Source organism: Thermolongibacillus altinsuensis (assembly GCF_004341205.1).
Taxonomy (GTDB): Bacteria; Bacillota; Bacilli; order Bacillales; family Anoxybacillaceae; genus Thermolongibacillus; species Thermolongibacillus altinsuensis.
The window spans coordinates 1-18,914 of sequence record NZ_SLUL01000003.1; the positions used below are offsets into that span (position 1 = coordinate 1).

The following is an 18,914-nucleotide window of genomic DNA, read 5'->3' on the forward strand; positions in this document are numbered from 1 at the left end:
CTTTCCTATTGCCTTTTTTTGGTCATTAATAGGGTATCCAATTTGATTGTGGGGTATACCGCTTCAGCCATGGTTAATTGATTTTCACAGAAAAAGTACCGTCTTTAGACGGTGCTTTTCTTACTCTACAACGATATGGGGGATGGCATTGAATAGAAGTAAATATGTATTTCAGGCGTTTTATTTTCTCATGTTTTTTAGCTTTGGTTCGCTCTTTCCGCTCTTATCCGTATACTTAAAAGAAGTGGTTGGCTTATCAGGAACGGAAATCGGAATGATTATGTCCATTAGCCCAATTGTGATGATTTTTATTCAGCCGCTTTGGGGAATGGTGAGCGATTATACGCAAAAGCCTGTGCTCATTTTATCGATTTCTTTAATTGGTACAGCGCTTTTCGGTTTGTTGTATTCGTTCGCCCATTCCTATGTTCCGTTGCTTGTAATCGCGGCTTTGTTAGCGGTGATGCAAAGCGGCATTGTTCCGCTTTCTGATAGCATTACCCTTCATTATGTCCAAAAAGCGAATGAAAATTACGGTTCCATTCGTCTTTGGGGAGCGATTGGATTTGCTGTCGCGGTACCGATTGCTGGTCAGTTAGCGGAATGGTTTCAACTTCGTTTCATCTTTTATCTCTTTTTCTTGCTTTTACTTGTTTCGAGTTTACTAGCATGGAAGTTGCCAAAGGAGCAGTCCAATACCAAAGCGAATATTCGTCAGGGAATAAGAGAACTTGCTCGCATTCCTTCTTTTCTTTTATTTTTGTTCACAACCTTTCTCGTCTTCGGGCCTATTTATGCGAATAATTTTTATTTTGGTGTTCTTATTACGGATCTCGGCGGAACATTAGCAGGAGTCGGTTTTGCCTTTTTGCTGGCCGCAGGAAGCGAAGCGCCGTTTATGAAATTTGCTGATTCGATTATTCGGCGTTATGGAATGATGAATGTGCTGCTGATTGCGTCTATTCTTGCTTGTTTACGTTGGCTTCTTTACTTTTTTGAACCGCCTCTTAGCGTTGTTTATGCGACAACAATTGTTCAAGGAGCTTCAGTCGGTTTATTTATTCCGGCCGCATTGCAATATGTGCGTGATTTGACTCCGGAGCATGTACGCACAACCGCCGTTTCGCTCTATTCGACAGTTGGAAACGGCCTTGGCAGTTGGTTTTGTACGTTTGTCGGCGGCTATATTTTTGAGCATTTTAGCATTGAGCACGTTTATTTATTTTTTGCTGTTTTAACATTGGTAGGCATTATAATATTCGCATGGCAAGCTCGAAAAAATCGTTGTCATGTTAAGATGAAATTTGATACAATTAGGAAATAATTTCTAATCCTTTGAGAGGATGGTGAGAATGCTTAAGCGCCATTATTTTTTGGCGGTTTCCATACCCGATGATGTAAAAGAACGATTAGGGCAATTCGCTCGGCAACTTGAAGCGCCATTTAAAACATGGGTTTATCCGCAAGATTATCACATCACACTTGCTTTTTTAGGCAGTGCTTCGAAAGAGCAATTGCAACAGGTGAGTAAAAATGTTTCGGAAATCGTCAAAAGACATGAAAAGTTCTCGCTTGAGTTGAGCAACCTTCATTCGTTTGGTTCGCGTATTTTATGGTATGGGGTTCACCATGAAGAACGGCTTTTTCAACTTCAAAAAGATGTATATGAAGCTTGTAAAAAAGTTGGGTTTTCGTTAGATGAGCGACCATTTACTCCTCATATTACATTGGCGCGAAAGTGGATGGGGGAGTCATCGATTGAAAACGATTTATTCAGAGAAAAAATAAGGGAAACGATTCGCTTTGCCGTAACAGAGGTTGTACTGTATGAAACCCATTTAGACAAATTGCCGAAGTACAAACCGCTCATACGTTTTTCTCTCTCAGATTAAAGTGAGGAAAACAGTGGGTGAAGAAATTCGTTTTCACGTTTTTGCAAATATATAGATTCAAGTTGAGTTTCCGACATATCTCATCATGAATAGAAGACTACTTTTCTGCCATAGGCGGCAAGATTTTTCTTGCCGCCCCGGCATGCTAGAAGCATGCCGATTCCGAACGTAAAACGCATGACAGACAAATTCATTTGTCTGATGGCGTTTTCGTTCGGAGAAGTGGCAGAAAAGCTTGTTTATGTCGAAAAATTAAACTTATCATATATAGGAAGATTAGATCGGCACGGTCATTCAGCATTTTTGCTCGCTTATTGGTTGAACTTAGAACCGAGCGTCATCCGATCGCTCACTCCAAAGTGACATCCCCAGCGGCGATGACGTTAAGCGCTGTCTTTGCGGCGCTTCTTTGTCCGTTGTTGCTTCTATTGTAGAACGAAATTCAGTCGACTATTATTGAATGTGTACGGACTTGTGTTGTTGGAGGAATGCTTGTGGGACAGCTCATTAAACTTCAAGATTATATTTCGCGCTATGAATTAGACGTTTATCATTATCCGAGCGAGTTTATTCGATTAAAGAAAAAGCAATGGGAACGGGTGAAGCAAGCATGGGAAAGCAGTCAACTTTCCGCTTCCATGCAACAAGTCGATTCGTGGAAATGGATGGAACAAGAAACTTCGCTTTTTTCTAAAATCAAAAATTTATGGAAAAGATCAAATGAAGAAATTGAAGAACAGAGCAATGAAGAAAAAGAGGGCGAATTTTCTTTTACTTTCACAACGGAGCCAAAGTCAATCGAAGATTTAAAATTTTTATTTCTAGAGAAATTGTTTCGTTTGCAAATTCGTTGGGCGAGTTCGACGTTGACGGAAGAATCGCTCGTCGATCAAAAATATTATTACGATCCTTACTTAAAATACTTTTTGCAGCGCTTTCCTGATACGTATTTGTGCATGTATAAGCCAATTTTTTTATTAAAAAAGGCACCTGTAGAATTAGAAACGATTTTAATTAGTCCGACGACGACATGGTGCTTAACCTTTGTCGAAGGGCGAAAGGATAACATTATTGTTGGTTCGGCGGATCGTTTTTGGACGGAAATGATCAATGATCAAGAAAGGAAGATGTTGAATCCGCTTCTTGCTCTTAACCGAACAGAAAAAATTGTCAAAAAAATATACGAACATTTTGCGATTGATATGCCTGTAAAAAAGGTTATTATCAATCGTCAAGGGTACATTGAATATCGCTATGCACCAAGCGATTTGGAAATCATCGATCGGCGCAATTATGACATGTGGTTTTCTTCGCTTCGCCAGCTGACTTTGCCGCTGAAACATGTGCAATTAAAAGCGGCACAAGCGCTTTTGCACTATTGTGATGCTCACTATTATGACAGAATCGAATGGGAAGAAGTTGAAGAGGAAGAAGAGGCTGATTCGTGAAAAGAGGAATCAGCCCTTTTTTTACATCATGTTTTGTTTTTGAGTTTGATGGCATAATAAATAACCAATGAATGAAGGCGAAGGGGGATACATTTTACATTGAGCAACATCGACAATCCTGTCTAAGGTGGTGAAAAATACATGCTGCAAGTGAAGCGCACATTTGAAGCCTATTTAGATGAAATGGATCTTATTACCATTTTATTGCCGAAAAAGGCGTTTCAAGAAGAGGTCAGTACGTTTACATTGGAAGATGAAGAAAAAAACATATATCATTTAACAATTTGTGCTCAAAACGAGTTTTCGCAGTTTATCAAATATCAATGTCCCGTACCGTTTATGATCGATATTGGCAAAAAGCATATCGTGTATGAACCGGGGGGAAAACAAACGGATTTGCAAATTGGTGCGGTCATGCGCACGGAGCTTTTTGATCAACTTTATTATTACGATGGGAACGATTTAGGTGCGATTTATCGACCTGAGTGTACGATATTTAAACTTTGGGCACCAACAGCAACCGAAGTGTATGTAAAAATCATAGATCCGCATGCAAAAGCCGAAACGAAACATGCGATGCACCGAAAGGAAAAGGGGATTTGGGAACTTTCGGTTCAAGGCGATTTGGAGCGAATGTATTACACGTATCTTGTTTGTGTAAACCTTGTGTGGCGTGAAGCGGTTGATCCTTACGCTAAAGCAGTGTCGATCAATGGAGAATACGGTGTCATTGTCGATTTAGAAAAAACAAAAATAAACAAACCAACGATGCCCCTGCTCACTTCCCCGACCGATGCGATTATTTACGAAATGCATATACGCGATTTTACAATTCATCCCGAGAGTGGTGTGCACAAGAAAGGAAAATATTTAGGTCTTACTGAGGAAGGAACGATCGGAGCGAATGGAACGACGACAGGACTCGCTTATTTAAAGCAATTAGGAGTGACGCATGTTCAGTTGATGCCGGTTCAAGATTTTGGAGGTGTCGATGAACAACAGCCGGAAACTGCATACAATTGGGGCTATAATCCGATTCATTATCATGTTCCAGAAGGAAGCTATGCAACCGATCCCGATGATCCATACGCACGCATCATCGAATTAAAAAAAGCGATTCATACATTGCAAAAGCAAGGAATTCGCGTCATTTTGGATGTTGTGTATAACCATGTGTATATTCGCGAAATGTCTTCGTTTGAAAAGATTGTCCCTGGTTATTATTTTCGTTATGATGCTCACGGAATGCCAGCCAATGGTACAGGAGTGGGGAATGATATCGCTTCAGAGCGAAAAATGGTTCGGAAGTTCATTGTGGATTCCATTCGTTTTTGGCTGACGGAATACGGTGTGGATGGTTTCCGATTTGATTTAATGGGAATTTTAGATATTGAAACAATGAATAGCATTCGCCGTGCCGTTGATGCGATCGATTCGTCCGTTCTTTTATTCGGAGAAGGATGGGACTTGCCGACCCCGCTTCCGCATGAACAAAAAGCAACGATCACGAATGCGACATTCATGCCGCGCATCGCCCATTTTAATGATCGATTTCGCGATAGTGTGAAAGGGAATACGTTTCAACCGCTCGACCGTGGCTTTGCGCTTGGGGGCGATCAATACAATGAAATTGTAAAACAGGTCATTATCGGAAGTGTCTACATCGATGAAACGAGAAAAGGTTGGTTTGATGAACCGATTCAAACGATTAACTATGTTGAGTGTCATGATAATCATACGTTTTGGGATAAAATGAAGATCGCCAATGCCGATGAAAGCGAAGAAATAAGAAAAAAGAGACAAAAGTTAGCGACGTCTATTGTTTTATTGGCGCAAGGGATTCCTTTTTTGCATAGCGGTCAAGAATTTTATCGCACAAAACGTGGCATTGAAAATAGCTATAATGCTCCAGATGAGATTAATCGAATCGATTGGCAGCGAAAAAGCGAATGTGAAGAAGATGTGTGCTATATAGCTGGATTGATTGCCTTAAGAAAAAAGCATGGCGCTTTTCGTTTTCGTACGGCTGGTGAGATTCGCCGGCATGTAAATTTTTTTGATGATGTCCCTCGTTCCATGATTGCCTATCAACTTGCCGATATTGATGCATACGGCCCTTGGAAACAGATCATTGTCATCCATCATAATAAAGAAGAAAAAAGAATGTTTTCTCTCCCTGATGGTCAATGGAGTGTTGTGTGTGATTCTCAACAAAGCGGCGTAGACGAACGGTATTCACTGTCTCAATTTATTGAAATAAATGGAATTGGTACATGGGTGTTAATTCGAGGTTGACGAAGAAACGATGAGAAAGATAAAATCTAGTAAGACAGCAATTGTCTGAAATAAAAATTCAGGGGGAGCTGTCTTTTTATTTTGACTAAGTCGAAAGGTGAGCTCACTTGGAACAGTTACTAGGTAAGGAGTGGGAAATAATCCCTGCTGGCGGTGCCACTGGGGATGCATATATTGCACGTCATGAAGGGAAAAAGCTGTTTTTGAAGCGAAATTCATCTCCGTTTCTTGCCGTTTTATCGGCCGAAGGAATTGTTCCAAAATTGATTTGGACGAAGCGAATGGAAAACGGTGATGTCATTACAGCGCAGCAATGGTTAAACGCCCGGGAACTAAAACCGCATGATATGAACAGTGAGCGAGTGGCGCAATTGTTGCGAAAAATTCATGAGTCAAATGAGCTTTTGGCGATGATGAAACGGTTAGGAAAGAAACCGCTTTTGCCAGAAGCGATGCTTGATGAGTTAAAAAGAAAAATTTCGAATGATTTATTGCATCTTCCACTTATTTCGCAAGCGTTCGATTTTTTAGAGCGATATGTATCACATATTTCATTTGATCGTAAAGTTGTTTGTCATTGTGACATTAATCATAATAATTGGCTCTTAACGGATGATGAACAGCTCTATTTAATTGATTGGGATGGAGCCATGATTGCCGATCCTGCGATTGATATCGGGATGTTGCTTTATGCCTACATTCCGCGCGAACAGTGGGGACAATGGTTAGAATTGTACGGATTACAGCTTGATGAACAGCTTCACTTGCGCATGAAGTGGTATGCGATTGCGCAAACGATTACGTTGCTCATTTGGTATGAGCAGCGCAACGTAGAAAAGGAAATGAAGCAATCGCTACATTTCCTTGAAAAAGTGCTGACGGAATAACTTATGTCAGTTCATTCATCCATTCTGCTAATTGCTGTTCGTGTTCTTCAATGTGTGACGACAGATCGGTTGCATTTTTTCCGTTTTGGCTATAGGTATAGATGTCAGATAGCGTGTTTTTCAAGCGGGAATGAACAGCATCATTGGCCAGCAATGATTTAGCAAGCCGTCCAATTTGCTCGCATTCTGATACAGTTCCTAACCGATCGGCTTGATGATCAGATAACAGATCCTTTAAAACAATTAGTTGATGTTCGTGGTTAATCGTCATGTGCTTCTCCCCTTTTTTTATTATTAATATAAGCATTGAAGCCCTTTTTATACGAGAGAAATGGAGGTAGAGACGTGCGTCTTAGAAATAAGCCGTGGGCTAAAGATAAGATTGCTGCTTATCCGCAATACGTCATTCCGAATCCGGAGCAATATAAAGGAAGATGGAATGAATTATTCGGAAACGATCATCCGATTCATATTGAAATCGGAACAGGAAAAGGAAGATTTATTACCGAAATGGCAAAAGCTCATCCTGACGTGAACTACATCGGGATTGAGCTGTATAAAAGCGTGATTGTTTCAGCGTTAGATAAATTAATTGAAAACGATTTGCCGAATTTACGTTTGTTAAATGTGAATGCGAAAGATTTGATGAATATTTTTGCTAAAGGGGAAGTGGAGCGCATTTACTTAAACTTCTCTGATCCATGGCCAAAAAAACGCCATGAAAAGCGGCGCTTGACGTATAAAACGTTTTTAGAACTATATGAAAACATCCTTGTTGATGAAGGAGAAATCCATTTTAAAACGGATAATCAAGGATTGTTTGAGTATTCATTAGTGAGCTTTTCGCAATATGGACTCGTTTTGCAAAACGTAAGCCTTGATTTGCACAATAGCGATTTTGAAGGAAATATTATGACAGAATACGAACAAAAGTTTGCAGAGAAAGGAAATCGCATTTATCGCTGTGAAGCGAAGTACCGTAAACCCATGCAATAATGGAGCATGGGTTATTTTTCTTTTCTGAATATTCTTGAAATGTTACAATATACGTGATGACGGAGATGGGGGAGAGAGAAGTGGAGCAATTAAAAATTGGCGATGTAACGGTTACATGGTTAAACGGAGGGGAGATCCATTTAGATGGAGGAGCCATGTTTGGAGTCGTCCCCAAGATGCTTTGGTCAAAAAAATATCCTTGCAACGAAAACAATCAAATTAAGTTGCGGACCGATCCTCTGCTTGTACAAGTGGATGGAAAAAATATATTGATTGAGTCAGGGATTGGACGTGGAAAGTTAAACGAGAAACAAAAGCGAAACTTTGGAGTGACAGAAGAAGCAGAGCTGGACCGATCGCTTTCACAGCTTGGTTTAACAGTGAATGATATTGATTTTGTGTTAATGACACACCTTCATTTTGATCATGCATGCGGATTAACAAAATGGGAGAATGACAAGCTGGTCTCGGCGTTTCCAAATGCTCACATCATCGCGTCCGAAATCGAGTGGAATGAAATGCGCAATCCGAACATTCGCTCGCGCAACACGTATTGGAGGGAAAACTGGGAGCCAATCGTCGAGCAAGTCAAAACGTTTACGGAAGAAATGGAAGTCATTTCAGGCGTGAAAATGGTTCATACGGGCGGACATAGCGATGGGCATGCGATTGCCGTGATTGAATCAGCCGGGGAAACGCTTCTTCATTTAGGAGATTTACTGCCGACGCATGCACATCAAAACGTGCTATGGGTAATGGCGTATGACGACTATCCGATGACATCGATTTTTGCCAAGCAAAAATGGTTAGCTTACGGAATTGAGCAGCAAGCTTGGTTTACGTTTTATCACGATGCATATGATCGAGCGATTAAATGGAATGAGCGATGGGAAATAGTCGATATCGTGAAAAAGCAATGAAAAAAGCCCTGAGTCGGGCTTTTTTATAATTTGCGGGTTTCAATGATCGTTCCTGTATAAGCGTCCATAATGAATTCGTGCGCTTCTGTTTCCGAGTTGTTTGTTTTTGTAATTCCGCCTCGATACACTTGATATGATAAACCATCTTTGTCGAATGAGTCGACGTTCGTTTGAATCCACGAACCGCTAATGTTTCCGCTTTTTTTAAATGCTTCTTTCGCGATTTGGAGCGCTTGGTCTGATGGAATGACTGTCTGCTTTCGCCACTGTTCTAGCGCATAAGCGGCCGCAAAGCCGACAGCGATGCCTGTGATAAATTTTTTCCAACTCATTTTGATTCCTCCGCTTTTTCTTTATAGTATACCTAATTGTCGGAGTGGAAACCATGAGTAAAATTCGATAAAATGACAAATAGCACACGAGTGTTGATGATCCATTATTTTACTACTAAAGGACGAATGATGGCGATAAAATAAGCTTGTGCAGGAATATATATTCATGCTTTTTTGCCGTGCGTATCGCATGCCAGGGGCGGCAAGCAAATGCTTGCCGACTTCGGCAGAAAAGCGATGTTTTTTATTGGTTAATCAACGCGCCTGCTAATAGCGAACGGGAAAGGGGTATAAAAGATGAATCAAGAAACGTTGCAGCTGTTTAAGACGTTAACGGAGCTTCCAGGAGCGCCAGGAAATGAACATGCTGTTCGGCATTTTATGCGTCAAGAGCTTTCAAAATATGCCGATGAAGTCGTGCAAGATCGACTTGGCAGCATTTTTGGAGTGAAGCGTGGAAAAGAAGATGGACCTGTTGTCATGGTTGCTGGTCATATGGATGAAGTCGGTTTTATGGTCACAGCGATTACCGACAATGGCATGATTCGCTTTCAACCGCTTGGGGGATGGTGGAGCCAAGTATTATTGGCGCAACGTGTACAAATTATAACGGACAATGGTCCGATTGTTGGCGTTATTGGCTCGATTCCGCCGCATTTATTGCAAGAAGAGCAACGAAATAAGCCGATGGAGATCAAAAATATGCTGATTGATGTCGGAGCAGATGACCGGGAAGATGCAGAACGAATGGGCATTAAACCTGGGCAACAAATCGTGCCGATTTGTCCGTTTACTCCAATGGCGAACGAGAAGAAAATTTTAGCAAAAGCATGGGATAACCGCTACGGTTGCGGATTAGCCATTGAATTGTTGAAAGAGTTAAAAGATGAGACGTTGCCGAACATTTTATATTCCGGTGCAACGGTGCAAGAAGAAGTTGGGCTTCGCGGGGCACAAACGGCGGCAAACATGATTCAGCCAGATATCTTTTTCGCGTTAGATGCAAGTCCAGCTAACGATATGACAGGCGATCAAAAAGAATTTGGCCATCTTGGCAAAGGTGCGCTCGTTCGCATTTATGACCGGACGATGGTGACACATCGCGGCATGCGCGAATTTATTTTAGATACGGCTGAAACGCACGGCATTCCATATCAATATTTTGTTTCGCCTGGCGGGGGAACAGATGCCGGAAAAGTACATATTGCCAACAGCGGTGTGCCATCAGCGGTCATCGGTATTTGTGCTCGCTATATTCATACGCATGCATCGATCATTCATGTGGATGATTATGCGGCAGCAAAGCAGCTGTTGGTTGAACTTGTGAAACAATGTGATCGCTCAACAGTCGATGCCATTCGTGCCAACAGTTGATCTGTGGAGGACGGAAAAAGATGAAAAAAATTGCGATCGGTACACGCAATCAAACGAAAATCGCCGCTGTACAAGCCGTTTTTCCAAAAGAAGCGTATGAATTTGTTTTTAGTAATGTCCCTTCCGGTGTTTCCAATCAACCATTTTCGGATGAAGAAACATTGCAAGGAGCTATCAATCGAGCTAAAAATATAGTAATAAAAGAAGATGCTGATATCGGCATCGGCTTAGAAGGCGGCGTTGTCGTCGACCAAAATAAAACGATGTGGCTTTGCAATTGGGGAGCGCTTGTTGATCGCTCCGGTATTGTCGTCGTTGCAAGCGGTGCGCGCATTCCGCTTCCTTCCGAAGTCGCAGACGAATTGATGAATGGAAAAGAATTAGCGGAAGTGATGGATGAATATACAGGAAAACGAAACATTCGCACGAACGAAGGGGCGATCGGTGTTTTTACAAACGGATTTGTCAATCGGACGGAAATGTATGTGCACATCGTTAAGCTTTTAGCAGGCCAGTACGAATTTCTCATACGAAAGGATGAAAAGGAATATGAAAACAATTGAAACGATTGAGCAGTATAATGAAGTGATTCAAAACGGGAAAGTCATTATGATGTTTACAGCGGATTGGTGCCCTGATTGCCAAGTATTAAAACCGGTTTTACCAGAAATTGAAGCGGAGTTTTCTGACTATCAGTTTTATGCGGTTGATCGGGATCGATTGCTAGATCTATTTACGGAGCATAACGTATTCGGAATTCCGAGCTTTATTGCTTATGAAAACGGCAAAGAACTCGGCCGTTTTGTCAGCAAAGATCGAAAAACGAAAGAAGAAATTGCTGAATTTATCCGCGGTTTATGATGCGAGGGCGATGAGATGAAAATGAACAGCAGGCAAATGAGCGAACGAATTAAGGAACGGCTGGCGAATCGTTCGTGGCATTTCCATTTTGATCCGAAAAAAGATACGTTGCGCGTTGAAGATGCAGAAACAAAAAAAGGGGTCACCATTTCATTGCCAAGCATTATTGCTAAATGGGAAACAGAGAAGGAAGCGGCCATTGATGAGGTCGTCTATTACGTTGAGCAAACATTAACAGCCTTTCAACAACAATGGACGTTATCTGGAAAAGAAAAGGATATTTATCCTGTTATTCGTTCAACGTCATTTCCTCTTGAAACGAGTGAGGGAATTCCGCTTATTTACGATGAGCATACAGCTGAAACGCGCATTTATTATGCCTTAGATTTAGGCAAAACTTATCGGTTGATTGATCAGAAAATGGTGGAAAAAGAACAATGGGACGTTCAACGTTTAAAAGAAATCGCCCGTTTTAATGTGCGCTCGTTAGACGTTCCTGTGAAAGAGGATCATGTAGCGGGAAATACGTTTTATTTTGTAAACACAAACGATGGCTATGATGCGAGCCGTATTTTAAATGATGCGTTTTTAAAAAATTTTTCTGAAAAAATAAAAGGAACGATGGTCTTAGCTGTTCCGCATCAAGATGTGCTCATCATTGCTGACATTGAAAATGAAATCGGCTATGATGTACTTGCGCAGCTGACAATGAGTTTTTTTGCAAGCGGCCGCGTGCCGATTACGGCTCTTTCGTTTCTATATGAAAATGGAGAACTTGAACCGATCTTTATTCTCGGAAAAAATCGCAGAAAGGATGTTGACAGATGAACGTATTTTATAATCGTGAAGGCATTGGTGATACGCTGTTAGTAGTATTGAAAAGCGTAAGTCCTGAAAAGCGTGCATTTGAAAAAAAGGGAGATGTTGCCCGCATTTTTAACGAAGAAACAGGTGAAACAGTCGGTTATAACATCTTCAATGCATCGACGTATTATCCGTTTGAAGGCAATGGAGTTGTTGAATTAAATAAAGAGGTTGTTGACGCGATTAATGATATTTTGGCGAAAAACGGCTTCTCAGAAAAAGTGAAGGCTGATTTTTCACCGAAATTTGTTGTCGGTTATGTAAAAGAAAAAGTGAAGCATCCGAATGCGGATAAATTAAGTGTTTGCCAAGTTGATGTCGGAACTGAAACATTGCAAATTGTTTGTGGAGCACCAAACGTTGAGGCTGGTCAAAAAGTTGTTGTTGCTAAAATTGGGGCAGTTATGCCGAGCGGTCTTGTCATTCAAGAAGCGGAGCTGCGCGGCGTTCCGTCTTATGGAATGATTTGCTCTGCTCGCGAATTAAACTTGCCGAATGCTCCACAAGAAAAGGGCATTCTTGTTTTAGGTGACGAATACGAAGTAGGTCAACCATTTTTTAGCTGACTTCCATTGCGGCAGTCAGCTTTTTTTGTGATACAATAGAAGAGTTGTAATGTAAAACGAAAGAGTGAGGGAACGATGGGTTGGTTTAAAAAATTGATTCGGTATTTGCTTGGGGAGGATTTACAACGAAAACAGACGATGAATGAAACAGAAAAAGAAAACGAATATAGAGAAGTCGAAACGAAAGTCGTTTATCAGTACCCGACTGGAAAGTTCCGTTTTCCGCTTATCCCAGATGAGCCGAAGCGGCCATCATCGCAGCAGATTCGGAAGATGGACAGCGATGAACGATATGAGCGACGATATGAACAACGATATGAACAACCATATGAACAACGATACGAGCCGATTTCGCCGAAGCGAAAATCAACGGTTTTACCGAGAGAAAGAAAAGAAGAAAAGCGGCCGTTTCGTCCTTCTGACGTTCCATCGCCGATTTACGGTTATAAGCGCCGCGTTCGTGAACAAACGAAAGAAACGGTTGAGTTTGAATTGCCATCGACATTGCCATTGACGCAACAAGAAGATACGCTCAAGCATGACGTTGATGAAAACAAGCATGTGGATATGGAACACCCAAATGAAGAGACGGCAGTGACACTTGAACCAATAGTAGAAACGGATGAGCAAGCAGAGCAAGGGAACGAACATGACGACGAGCAACCAATGGAAGAACGCAAGGAAGAAGTAGTTCGCTTCAACGATGATGAGAATGATCGAAATCCAATCGAAGCACAAGAAGTACAAGAAGTACAACAAGAACAGGATGATCGAAAGCCGATCGAAGTACAAGAAGTACAACAAGAACAGAATGATCGAACACAGGCCGAAGTGCAACAAGAACAGAATGATCCAAAGCAAACGGAAGTACAACAAGAGCAAAGTAAACAAAAGCAACCAATCGTCTCATCTATTCAAAGCGAACGAATCCATGACGAAGGGGAACGAGAACGTCGCCGAACGGGAATTCCATACAACGTCATGATGCTCAAACAAGATTGGCAAAAATTGAGAGAAAAGCAAGAACGACAGCAAAAACATCAAGAACATCAAGAACAACATCAAGAACATCAAGAACAACATCAAGAACATCAAGAACAACATCAAGAACATCAAGAACAACATCATTATCAGTTTCCTTCTTTATCACTGTTACAAATGCCAACGTTTTTCGCTGAAGATGATGAAGAATGGCTGGAACAACAAAAGGAACTTTTAAATCAAACATTTAAAAACTTTAATGTTGGTGCAACGGTCGTTCGTGTGACGAAAGGACCGACAGTGACGCGCTTTGAAGTTCAGCCAGAACTCGGAGTAAAAGTGAATAAAATCACAAGTTTAGCGGATGATATTAAATTAAATTTAGCGGCTGTTGATATTCGCATCGAAGCACCGATTCCAGGGAAAAACACAATCGGAATCGAAGTGCCAAATCGAAAAAGCCGTCCTGTCTTCATTCGTGAAATTTTACAAAGTGAAGCCTTTCAACGTTCATCTTCTCCGCTGACCGTTGCTTTAGGGTTAGATATTTCTGGAAAACCGATTGTGACGGATTTAAAAAAGATGCCGCACGGGTTAATTGCAGGAGCGACGGGATCAGGAAAAAGCGTATGTATTAATGCGATGCTGATCAGTCTTTTATACAAAGCAGCACCGCATGAGGTGAAGTTGTTACTCATTGATCCAAAGATGGTTGAGCTTGCTCCATACAACCATATTCCGCATCTTGTCAGTCCGGTTATTACGGATGTCAAAGCGGCAACAGCGGCGCTCAAATGGGCGGTAGAAGAGATGGAGCGAAGATATGAACTTTTCGTTCATGCAGGGGTTCGTGATATTACGAAATATAATGAACTTGTTCAAAAAACGCAAAAACGTGAACATCATTTGCCTTATATCGTTATTGTCATTGATGAGCTAGCGGATTTAATGATGGTTGCCCCTGCCGATATTGAAGAAGCGATTTGTCGCATTGCGCAAAAGGCGCGAGCATGTGGCATTCATTTGCTTGTGGCAACGCAACGTCCTTCTGTTGATGTGATTACGGGACTCATTAAAGCGAACATTCCAACGCGGATTGCTTTTTCGGTTTCTTCACAAATCGATTCACGCACGATTATTGATACAAATGGAGCTGAAAAATTGCTCGGTCGGGGCGATATGCTGTTTCTTGAAAATGGAACAGCTAAACCGATTCGTTTACAAGGGAATTTCGTTTCCGATGAGGAAATTGAACGAGTAGTTTCTCATGTCCGGAAACAGATGGAGCCGACGTATTTGTTTAATCAAGAGGATCTGTTACAGCAACATTCTTCAACCGAGGAAGAAGACGAACTATTTTATGAAGCATGCGAATTTGTCGTTCAACAAGGCGGCGCTTCGACGTCGAGTTTACAGCGTCGTTTTCGAATTGGCTACAACCGTGCAGCAAGATTAATTGAAATGATGGAACAAAGAGGAATTGTGTCGGCTGCGCGTGGCAGCAAGCCTCGGGATGTGCTCATTAGTGAAGAAGAGTTAGTGAAACTGCAAGATACTAGTCCATCTTCGTGAAACGTGCTATTCTTAAATGATGAAGAAACAATGTGGTGAGGGAGCTTTTAAGGATGAAGGAGATTGAATTAAAGCTACAAGGGAAGATTAAACGGTTGACGAATAAAACGTTTAAATTTGATGAACGAGTTCGAGATGGTTGGTTTTCGGCTGTATATTTTTTAAAGACGCGAGAAATTGTGAAAGAGTTTCGACCAGATAATATCGTGACGATGCAGTTTTTCCAAAAGCACCATGCCGTTCTTTGCGGAACGGATGAAGTGATCGCTCTTTTGCATACGTTTGCGGATGAGCCGGAAAAACTGGAGATTTATTCATTGAAAGATGGCGATAAAATCAGTCCGTTTGAAACGGTGTTAACCATTACAGGTCCTTATCAAAACTTTGGCTTTTTAGAAGGAATTATCGATGGAATTTTAGCCCGCCGTACATCGGTGGCGACAAACGTATATAACGTTGTGAAAGCAGCAGCCTTATCCGGCGTACAAAAGCCGATTATTTTCATGGGAGATCGTGATGATCATTTTATGATGCAAGCCGGAGATGGATACGCTGCGTTTATCGGTGGCTCGACAGCGCAAGCAACGCACGCGATGAATGAATGGTGGGGAAAAGCAGGAATGGGAACGATGCCGCATGCGCTCATTCAATTGTTCGATGGTGATGTTGTCGCAGCGGCGAAGGCGTATCACGAGAAATATCCAGATGATGATTTAATCGTGTTAGTCGATTATAACAACGATTGTATTACCGATGCTCTTAAAGTAGCGCGTGAGTTTGGCGAAAAATTAAAAGGAGTGCGCGTTGATACGTCACGGACGATGATCGACCAGTACTTCATTCGCAATCCTGAAATTCTCGGTACGTTCGATCCGCGCGGAGTCAATCCACCGCTTATTTTTGCGTTGCGTGAAGCACTTGATCGCGAAGGATTCCATCACGTCAAAATTGTTGTTAGCGGCGGATTTGATGAACAGCGCATCATTGAATTTGAAAAGCAAGGGGTTCCTGTCGATATGTATGGAGTCGGCAGCAGCCTTTTAAAAGTGCATATTGGCTTTACGGGTGACAATGTTTTGCTAAATGGAAAACATCAAGCAAAAGCAGGTCGACGATATCGTCCAAATCCACGCTTAGAAAAAGTGGAGTATACTGGAGAGTAACAGGGGAAACTGATAGAAGGGGCTTCTATCAGTTTTCCTTTTCTAAATTTCTTATCATGATTCGCAAACAATGGTATAATGGACCTTGTTACATAGCTTGACGATGGCAAAAATAGATGAGTTTCATATACTGTGTTACAGATCAACGATTGTTGGTGGAGGTTTTTTTATGACTATTTACCATTTTGTTGGAATTAAAGGGACAGGAATGAGTGCGCTCGCGCAAGTTCTTCATGACATGAAATATACGGTGCAAGGATCTGATGTTGAAAAACGTTTTTTTACGCAAGCAGCGTTAGAAGAACGTGGAATTCCGATTTTACCATTTAATAAAGAAAATATAAAGCCAGGGTATGTCGTAATTGCAGGAAATGCTTTTCCGGATACTCATGAAGAGATTGAAGCAGCTCATCAGCTCGGTGTTCCTGTCATCCGCTATCATCGCTTTTTAGGAGAGTTTTTGCAAAAGTTTACAAGCATTGCGGTTACGGGATCGCACGGAAAAACGTCGACAACAGGGATGTTGGCGCATGTGATGCAAGGGGCATATCCAACTTCATATTTAATTGGTGACGGCTCTGGAAAAGGAGTAGAGGGAAGCAAATATTTCGTATTTGAAGCATGTGAATATCGTCGCCATTTTCTTTCTTATTACCCAGATTATGCGATTATGACGAACATCGATTTTGACCATCCTGATTATTTTGCAAATATTGAAGATGTTTTTTCTGCCTTTCAACAAATGGCGCTTCAAGTGAAAAAAGGAATTATCGCCTGTGGAGATGATGAGTATCTACAAAAAATTCAAGCAAAAGTGCCTGTTTTATTTTATGGATTTGGCGAAGATAATGATTTTCAAGCGCGCAATATCGTAAAAACAACGGAAGGAACGTCGTTTGACGTATTTGTCCGCAACACGTTTTTTGCTTCGTTCGAAATTCCGCGCCACGGCGATCACAACGTATTGAATGCGCTTGCGGTTATTGCTCTTTGCCATTATGAGGAAATCGATGTTGCGGTTATTCAAGAACGTCTTAAAACATTCCAAGGTGTGAAACGTCGTTTTAGTGAAAAACAACTTGGTAATCAAATCTTAATTGATGATTACGCGCATCATCCGACGGAAATTCGGGCAACGATTGATGCGGCAAGACAAAAATATCCGGATCGTCCAATTGTGGCTATTTTTCAGCCGCATACGTATACGCGTACGCAAGCATTTTTAAACGAATTTGCGGAAAGTTTGCAGACAGCGGATCAAGTATATTTATGCGATATTTTTGGTTCAGCGCGCGAACATCATGGCAAATTATCCATTGAAGATTTACGTGCCAAAATTGCCAACGCACGCTTAATTGATGAAGAAAATATTGCGATGCTAAAAGAGCATGAAGGTGCGGTTCTTATTTTTATGGGAGCAGGAGATATCCAAAAATTTCAAGAGGCGTATGAACAAACGGTTCATGCATAAAACAATGAGGCAGGAACATCTCCTGCCTCATTTCAGTTTGTTGATTTATGTTATTTTATTTTAAGTTTTCTGGATTTAATGGCTCTAGCTCTGGAATGACGAAGCGTCCGTCTTTGCGGATCAGCACGCCGTCAAAGTAAATTTCACCGCCGCCGTATTCAGGGCGTTGAATCATTACCATATCCCAATGGATATTGGAGTGGTTGCCGTTGTAAGCTTCATCGTAGCATTGGCCAGGAGTGAAATGGAAGCTGCCGTCAATTTTCTCGTCAAATAAAATATCTTGCATCGGGTATTGAATATATGGATTCACGCCGATTGCAAATTCACCGATGTAACGTGCGCCTTCGTCCGTATCCAAAATTTTGTTAAGGCGTTCTGTATCGTTTGCAGTGGCTTCAATAATTTTTCCATCTTTAAATGTCAGTTTGACGTTTTCAAACGTAAATCCTTGGTATGGAGATGGCGTGTTAAACGTAATCGTACCGTTAACCGAATCGCGAACAGGAGCCGTGTATACTTCTCCATCTGGAATGTTCATTTGGCCAGAACATTTAATCGCTGGAATGCCTTTGATGGAGAAAGTTAAATCGGTTCCCGGACCGGTGATGCGCACTTGATCTGTTTTGTTCATTAGTTCAACAAGCGGGTCCATCGCTTTATCCATTTTACTGTAGTCAAGGTTGCAAACGTTAAAGTAAAAATCTTCAAATGCTTCCGTGCTCATTTTCGCCAATTGTGCCATCGATGGGTTCGGATAGCGAAGAACAACCCATTTCGTTTTTGGCACGCGAATCTCGCGGTGCACTTTTTGGCCGATCGTTTTGCCGTGAATTTTCATTTTATCGTCTGGAACGTCAGCGAATTCATTAATGTTATCCCCTGAGCGCAAGCCGATATACGCATCCATTTGTTTCATGACATTCGCTTCAAACTCTGCCATCATCTCGAATTGTTCTTCTTGTGCGCCGAGAAGAAGAGCGCGGTCCACTTGATGATCTTTTAGCAAAACGAATGGATACGCTCCAACTGCATATGCTTCGCGGACGAGAGCGATGACGAGTTCTCGCTGCAATCCAAAATTTTCGATTAACACTTTCTCGCCTTTTTGCAGGCGAAGAGAGTAGTTAATTAAATTTTTTGCAAGTTTTTCAATGCGTGGATCTTTCACCATCGATTCCTCCATTCAAAAGTATGTACGTTTTTATTGTAACCGATTCGAAGGAGTTTGTTGAATGGTTTATTGATGAGTGCATTTTTTGCAGGATTTTTTCGTTTTTTGTCGAATGTTA

19 protein-coding genes are annotated in these 18,914 nt (G+C 41.5%); 16 read left to right on the forward strand and 3 right to left on the reverse strand.

The features are described from left to right. Nucleotides 1-148: 148 nt before the first annotated feature. The 6 genes from EDD69_RS02930 (at nt 149) to EDD69_RS02955 (ending at nt 6,522) form a co-directional block, all read left to right on the forward strand. Nucleotides 149-1,324 carry an MFS transporter gene (locus EDD69_RS02930; protein WP_279388127.1) on the forward strand — a complete coding sequence of 392 codons (1,176 nt, stop codon included), beginning with the start codon at nt 149-151 and terminating at the stop codon, nt 1,322-1,324. Between the two features lie 28 nt (nt 1,325-1,352). Next, nucleotides 1,353-1,892: an RNA 2',3'-cyclic phosphodiesterase gene (gene thpR, locus EDD69_RS02935; RefSeq protein WP_243643027.1), complete on the forward strand. Its 540-nt coding sequence runs from the start codon at nt 1,353-1,355 to the stop codon at nt 1,890-1,892. Between the two features lie 129 nt (nt 1,893-2,021). After that, nucleotides 2,022-2,255 carry a hypothetical protein gene (locus tag EDD69_RS02940; protein WP_132947479.1) on the forward strand — a complete coding sequence of 78 codons (234 nt, stop codon included), beginning with the start codon at nt 2,022-2,024 and terminating at the stop codon, nt 2,253-2,255. Between the two features lie 131 nt (nt 2,256-2,386). Next, nucleotides 2,387-3,340: an NERD domain-containing protein gene (locus EDD69_RS02945; RefSeq protein ID WP_132947480.1), complete on the forward strand. Its 954-nt coding sequence runs from the start codon at nt 2,387-2,389 to the stop codon at nt 3,338-3,340. A 141-nt stretch (nt 3,341-3,481) separates the two neighbouring features. Continuing rightward, nucleotides 3,482-5,635, forward strand: a complete 2,154-nt coding sequence (gene pulA / locus EDD69_RS02950) for a type I pullulanase (protein WP_132947481.1) — start codon at nt 3,482-3,484, stop codon at nt 5,633-5,635. 107 nt (nt 5,636-5,742) lie between these two features. Then, entirely contained in the window at nt 5,743-6,522 is a 780-nt protein-coding gene (locus EDD69_RS02955; protein ID WP_132947482.1) for a phosphotransferase family protein, read from the forward strand. A gap of 1 nt (nt 6,523) precedes the next feature. Here the strand turns inward: EDD69_RS02955 and EDD69_RS02960 are convergent, their stop codons facing one another. Beyond that, a complete protein-coding gene (locus EDD69_RS02960) occupies nt 6,524-6,793 on the reverse strand; it encodes a YtzH-like family protein (RefSeq protein WP_132947483.1) in 270 nt (89 codons plus the stop codon). Nucleotides 6,794-6,867: 74 nt separating this feature from the next. On the opposite strand from EDD69_RS02960, the gene trmB reads away from it, so the two are divergent. Both trmB and EDD69_RS02970 read left to right on the forward strand, forming a co-directional pair. Then, a complete protein-coding gene (gene trmB / locus EDD69_RS02965) occupies nt 6,868-7,518 on the forward strand; it encodes a tRNA (guanosine(46)-N7)-methyltransferase TrmB (RefSeq protein WP_132947484.1) in 651 nt (216 codons plus the stop codon). Nucleotides 7,519-7,598: 80 nt separating this feature from the next. Further along, nucleotides 7,599-8,438, forward strand: a complete 840-nt coding sequence (locus EDD69_RS02970; RefSeq protein ID WP_132947485.1) for a YtnP family quorum-quenching lactonase — start codon at nt 7,599-7,601, stop codon at nt 8,436-8,438. Nucleotides 8,439-8,461: 23 nt separating this feature from the next. On the opposite strand, the gene EDD69_RS02975 is transcribed toward EDD69_RS02970, so the two are convergent. After that, the gene (locus EDD69_RS02975; RefSeq protein WP_132947486.1) at nt 8,462-8,770 is read right to left on the reverse strand and encodes a PepSY domain-containing protein; all 309 of its coding nucleotides are present in this window, start codon (nt 8,768-8,770) and stop codon (nt 8,462-8,464) included. A gap of 297 nt (nt 8,771-9,067) precedes the next feature. Here EDD69_RS02975 and EDD69_RS02980 point away from each other — a divergent pair, with 297 nt between their 5' ends. From EDD69_RS02980 to murC, 8 genes are all read left to right on the forward strand, one after another. Next, nucleotides 9,068-10,144, forward strand: coding sequence for a M42 family metallopeptidase (locus EDD69_RS02980; RefSeq protein ID WP_132947487.1), 1,077 nt, complete (start codon nt 9,068-9,070; stop codon nt 10,142-10,144). 20 nt (nt 10,145-10,164) lie between these two features. Continuing rightward, nucleotides 10,165-10,707, forward strand: a complete 543-nt coding sequence (locus EDD69_RS02985) for a DUF84 family protein (protein ID WP_132947488.1) — start codon at nt 10,165-10,167, stop codon at nt 10,705-10,707. After that, complete coding sequence (locus EDD69_RS02990; protein WP_243643028.1) at nt 10,694-11,005, forward strand: thioredoxin family protein; 312 nt, start codon at nt 10,694-10,696, stop codon at nt 11,003-11,005. Before EDD69_RS02985 ends, EDD69_RS02990 begins: the two co-directional genes overlap by 14 nt. Nucleotides 11,006-11,026: 21 nt before the next feature. Next, nucleotides 11,027-11,833, forward strand: coding sequence for a DUF1444 domain-containing protein (locus EDD69_RS02995; protein ID WP_132947707.1), 807 nt, complete (start codon nt 11,027-11,029; stop codon nt 11,831-11,833). After that, nucleotides 11,830-12,435 carry a YtpR family tRNA-binding protein gene (ytpR, locus tag EDD69_RS03000; protein ID WP_132947490.1) on the forward strand — a complete coding sequence of 202 codons (606 nt, stop codon included), beginning with the start codon at nt 11,830-11,832 and terminating at the stop codon, nt 12,433-12,435. The genes EDD69_RS02995 and ytpR overlap by 4 nt, the downstream gene beginning before the upstream one ends. 75 nt (nt 12,436-12,510) lie before the next feature. Next, nucleotides 12,511-14,988: a DNA translocase FtsK gene (locus tag EDD69_RS03005; RefSeq protein ID WP_243643029.1), complete on the forward strand. Its 2,478-nt coding sequence runs from the start codon at nt 12,511-12,513 to the stop codon at nt 14,986-14,988. 53 nt (nt 14,989-15,041) lie between these two features. Continuing rightward, nucleotides 15,042-16,151 (forward strand): nicotinate phosphoribosyltransferase, encoded by a 1,110-nt coding sequence (locus EDD69_RS03010; protein ID WP_132947491.1) that lies wholly within the window; start codon nt 15,042-15,044, stop codon nt 16,149-16,151. A 169-nt stretch (nt 16,152-16,320) separates the two neighbouring features. After that, nucleotides 16,321-17,622, forward strand: a complete 1,302-nt coding sequence (gene murC, locus EDD69_RS03015; RefSeq protein ID WP_132947492.1) for a UDP-N-acetylmuramate--L-alanine ligase — start codon at nt 16,321-16,323, stop codon at nt 17,620-17,622. A gap of 55 nt (nt 17,623-17,677) precedes the next feature. Here murC and EDD69_RS03020 read toward each other — a convergent pair whose 3' ends face one another. Then, nucleotides 17,678-18,793 carry an aminopeptidase gene (locus tag EDD69_RS03020; RefSeq protein ID WP_132947708.1) on the reverse strand — a complete coding sequence of 372 codons (1,116 nt, stop codon included), beginning with the start codon at nt 18,791-18,793 and terminating at the stop codon, nt 17,678-17,680. Nucleotides 18,794-18,914 lie beyond the last annotated feature (121 nt).

What these genes read in the sequence shown, in the direction of transcription:
- EDD69_RS02995 (WP_132947707.1), top strand. Translation starts at nt 11,027, where the DNA reads ATGAACAGCAGGCAAATGAGCGAACGAATTAAGGAACGGCTGGCGAAT.
- ytpR (WP_132947490.1), top strand. Translation starts at nt 11,830, where the DNA reads ATGAACGTATTTTATAATCGTGAAGGCATTGGTGATACGCTGTTAGTA.
- EDD69_RS02990 (WP_243643028.1), top strand. Translation starts at nt 10,694, where the DNA reads ATGAAAACAATTGAAACGATTGAGCAGTATAATGAAGTGATTCAAAAC.
- EDD69_RS03005 (WP_243643029.1), top strand. Translation starts at nt 12,511, where the DNA reads ATGGGTTGGTTTAAAAAATTGATTCGGTATTTGCTTGGGGAGGATTTA.
- EDD69_RS02975 (WP_132947486.1), bottom strand. Translation starts at nt 8,770, where the DNA reads ATGAGTTGGAAAAAATTTATCACAGGCATCGCTGTCGGCTTTGCGGCC.
- EDD69_RS03010 (WP_132947491.1), top strand. Translation starts at nt 15,042, where the DNA reads ATGAAGGAGATTGAATTAAAGCTACAAGGGAAGATTAAACGGTTGACG.
- EDD69_RS02960 (WP_132947483.1), bottom strand. Translation starts at nt 6,793, where the DNA reads ATGACGATTAACCACGAACATCAACTAATTGTTTTAAAGGATCTGTTA.
- pulA (WP_132947481.1), top strand. Translation starts at nt 3,482, where the DNA reads ATGCTGCAAGTGAAGCGCACATTTGAAGCCTATTTAGATGAAATGGAT.
- EDD69_RS02980 (WP_132947487.1), top strand. Translation starts at nt 9,068, where the DNA reads ATGAATCAAGAAACGTTGCAGCTGTTTAAGACGTTAACGGAGCTTCCA.
- thpR (WP_243643027.1), top strand. Translation starts at nt 1,353, where the DNA reads ATGCTTAAGCGCCATTATTTTTTGGCGGTTTCCATACCCGATGATGTA.
- EDD69_RS02985 (WP_132947488.1), top strand. Translation starts at nt 10,165, where the DNA reads ATGAAAAAAATTGCGATCGGTACACGCAATCAAACGAAAATCGCCGCT.
- murC (WP_132947492.1), top strand. Translation starts at nt 16,321, where the DNA reads ATGACTATTTACCATTTTGTTGGAATTAAAGGGACAGGAATGAGTGCG.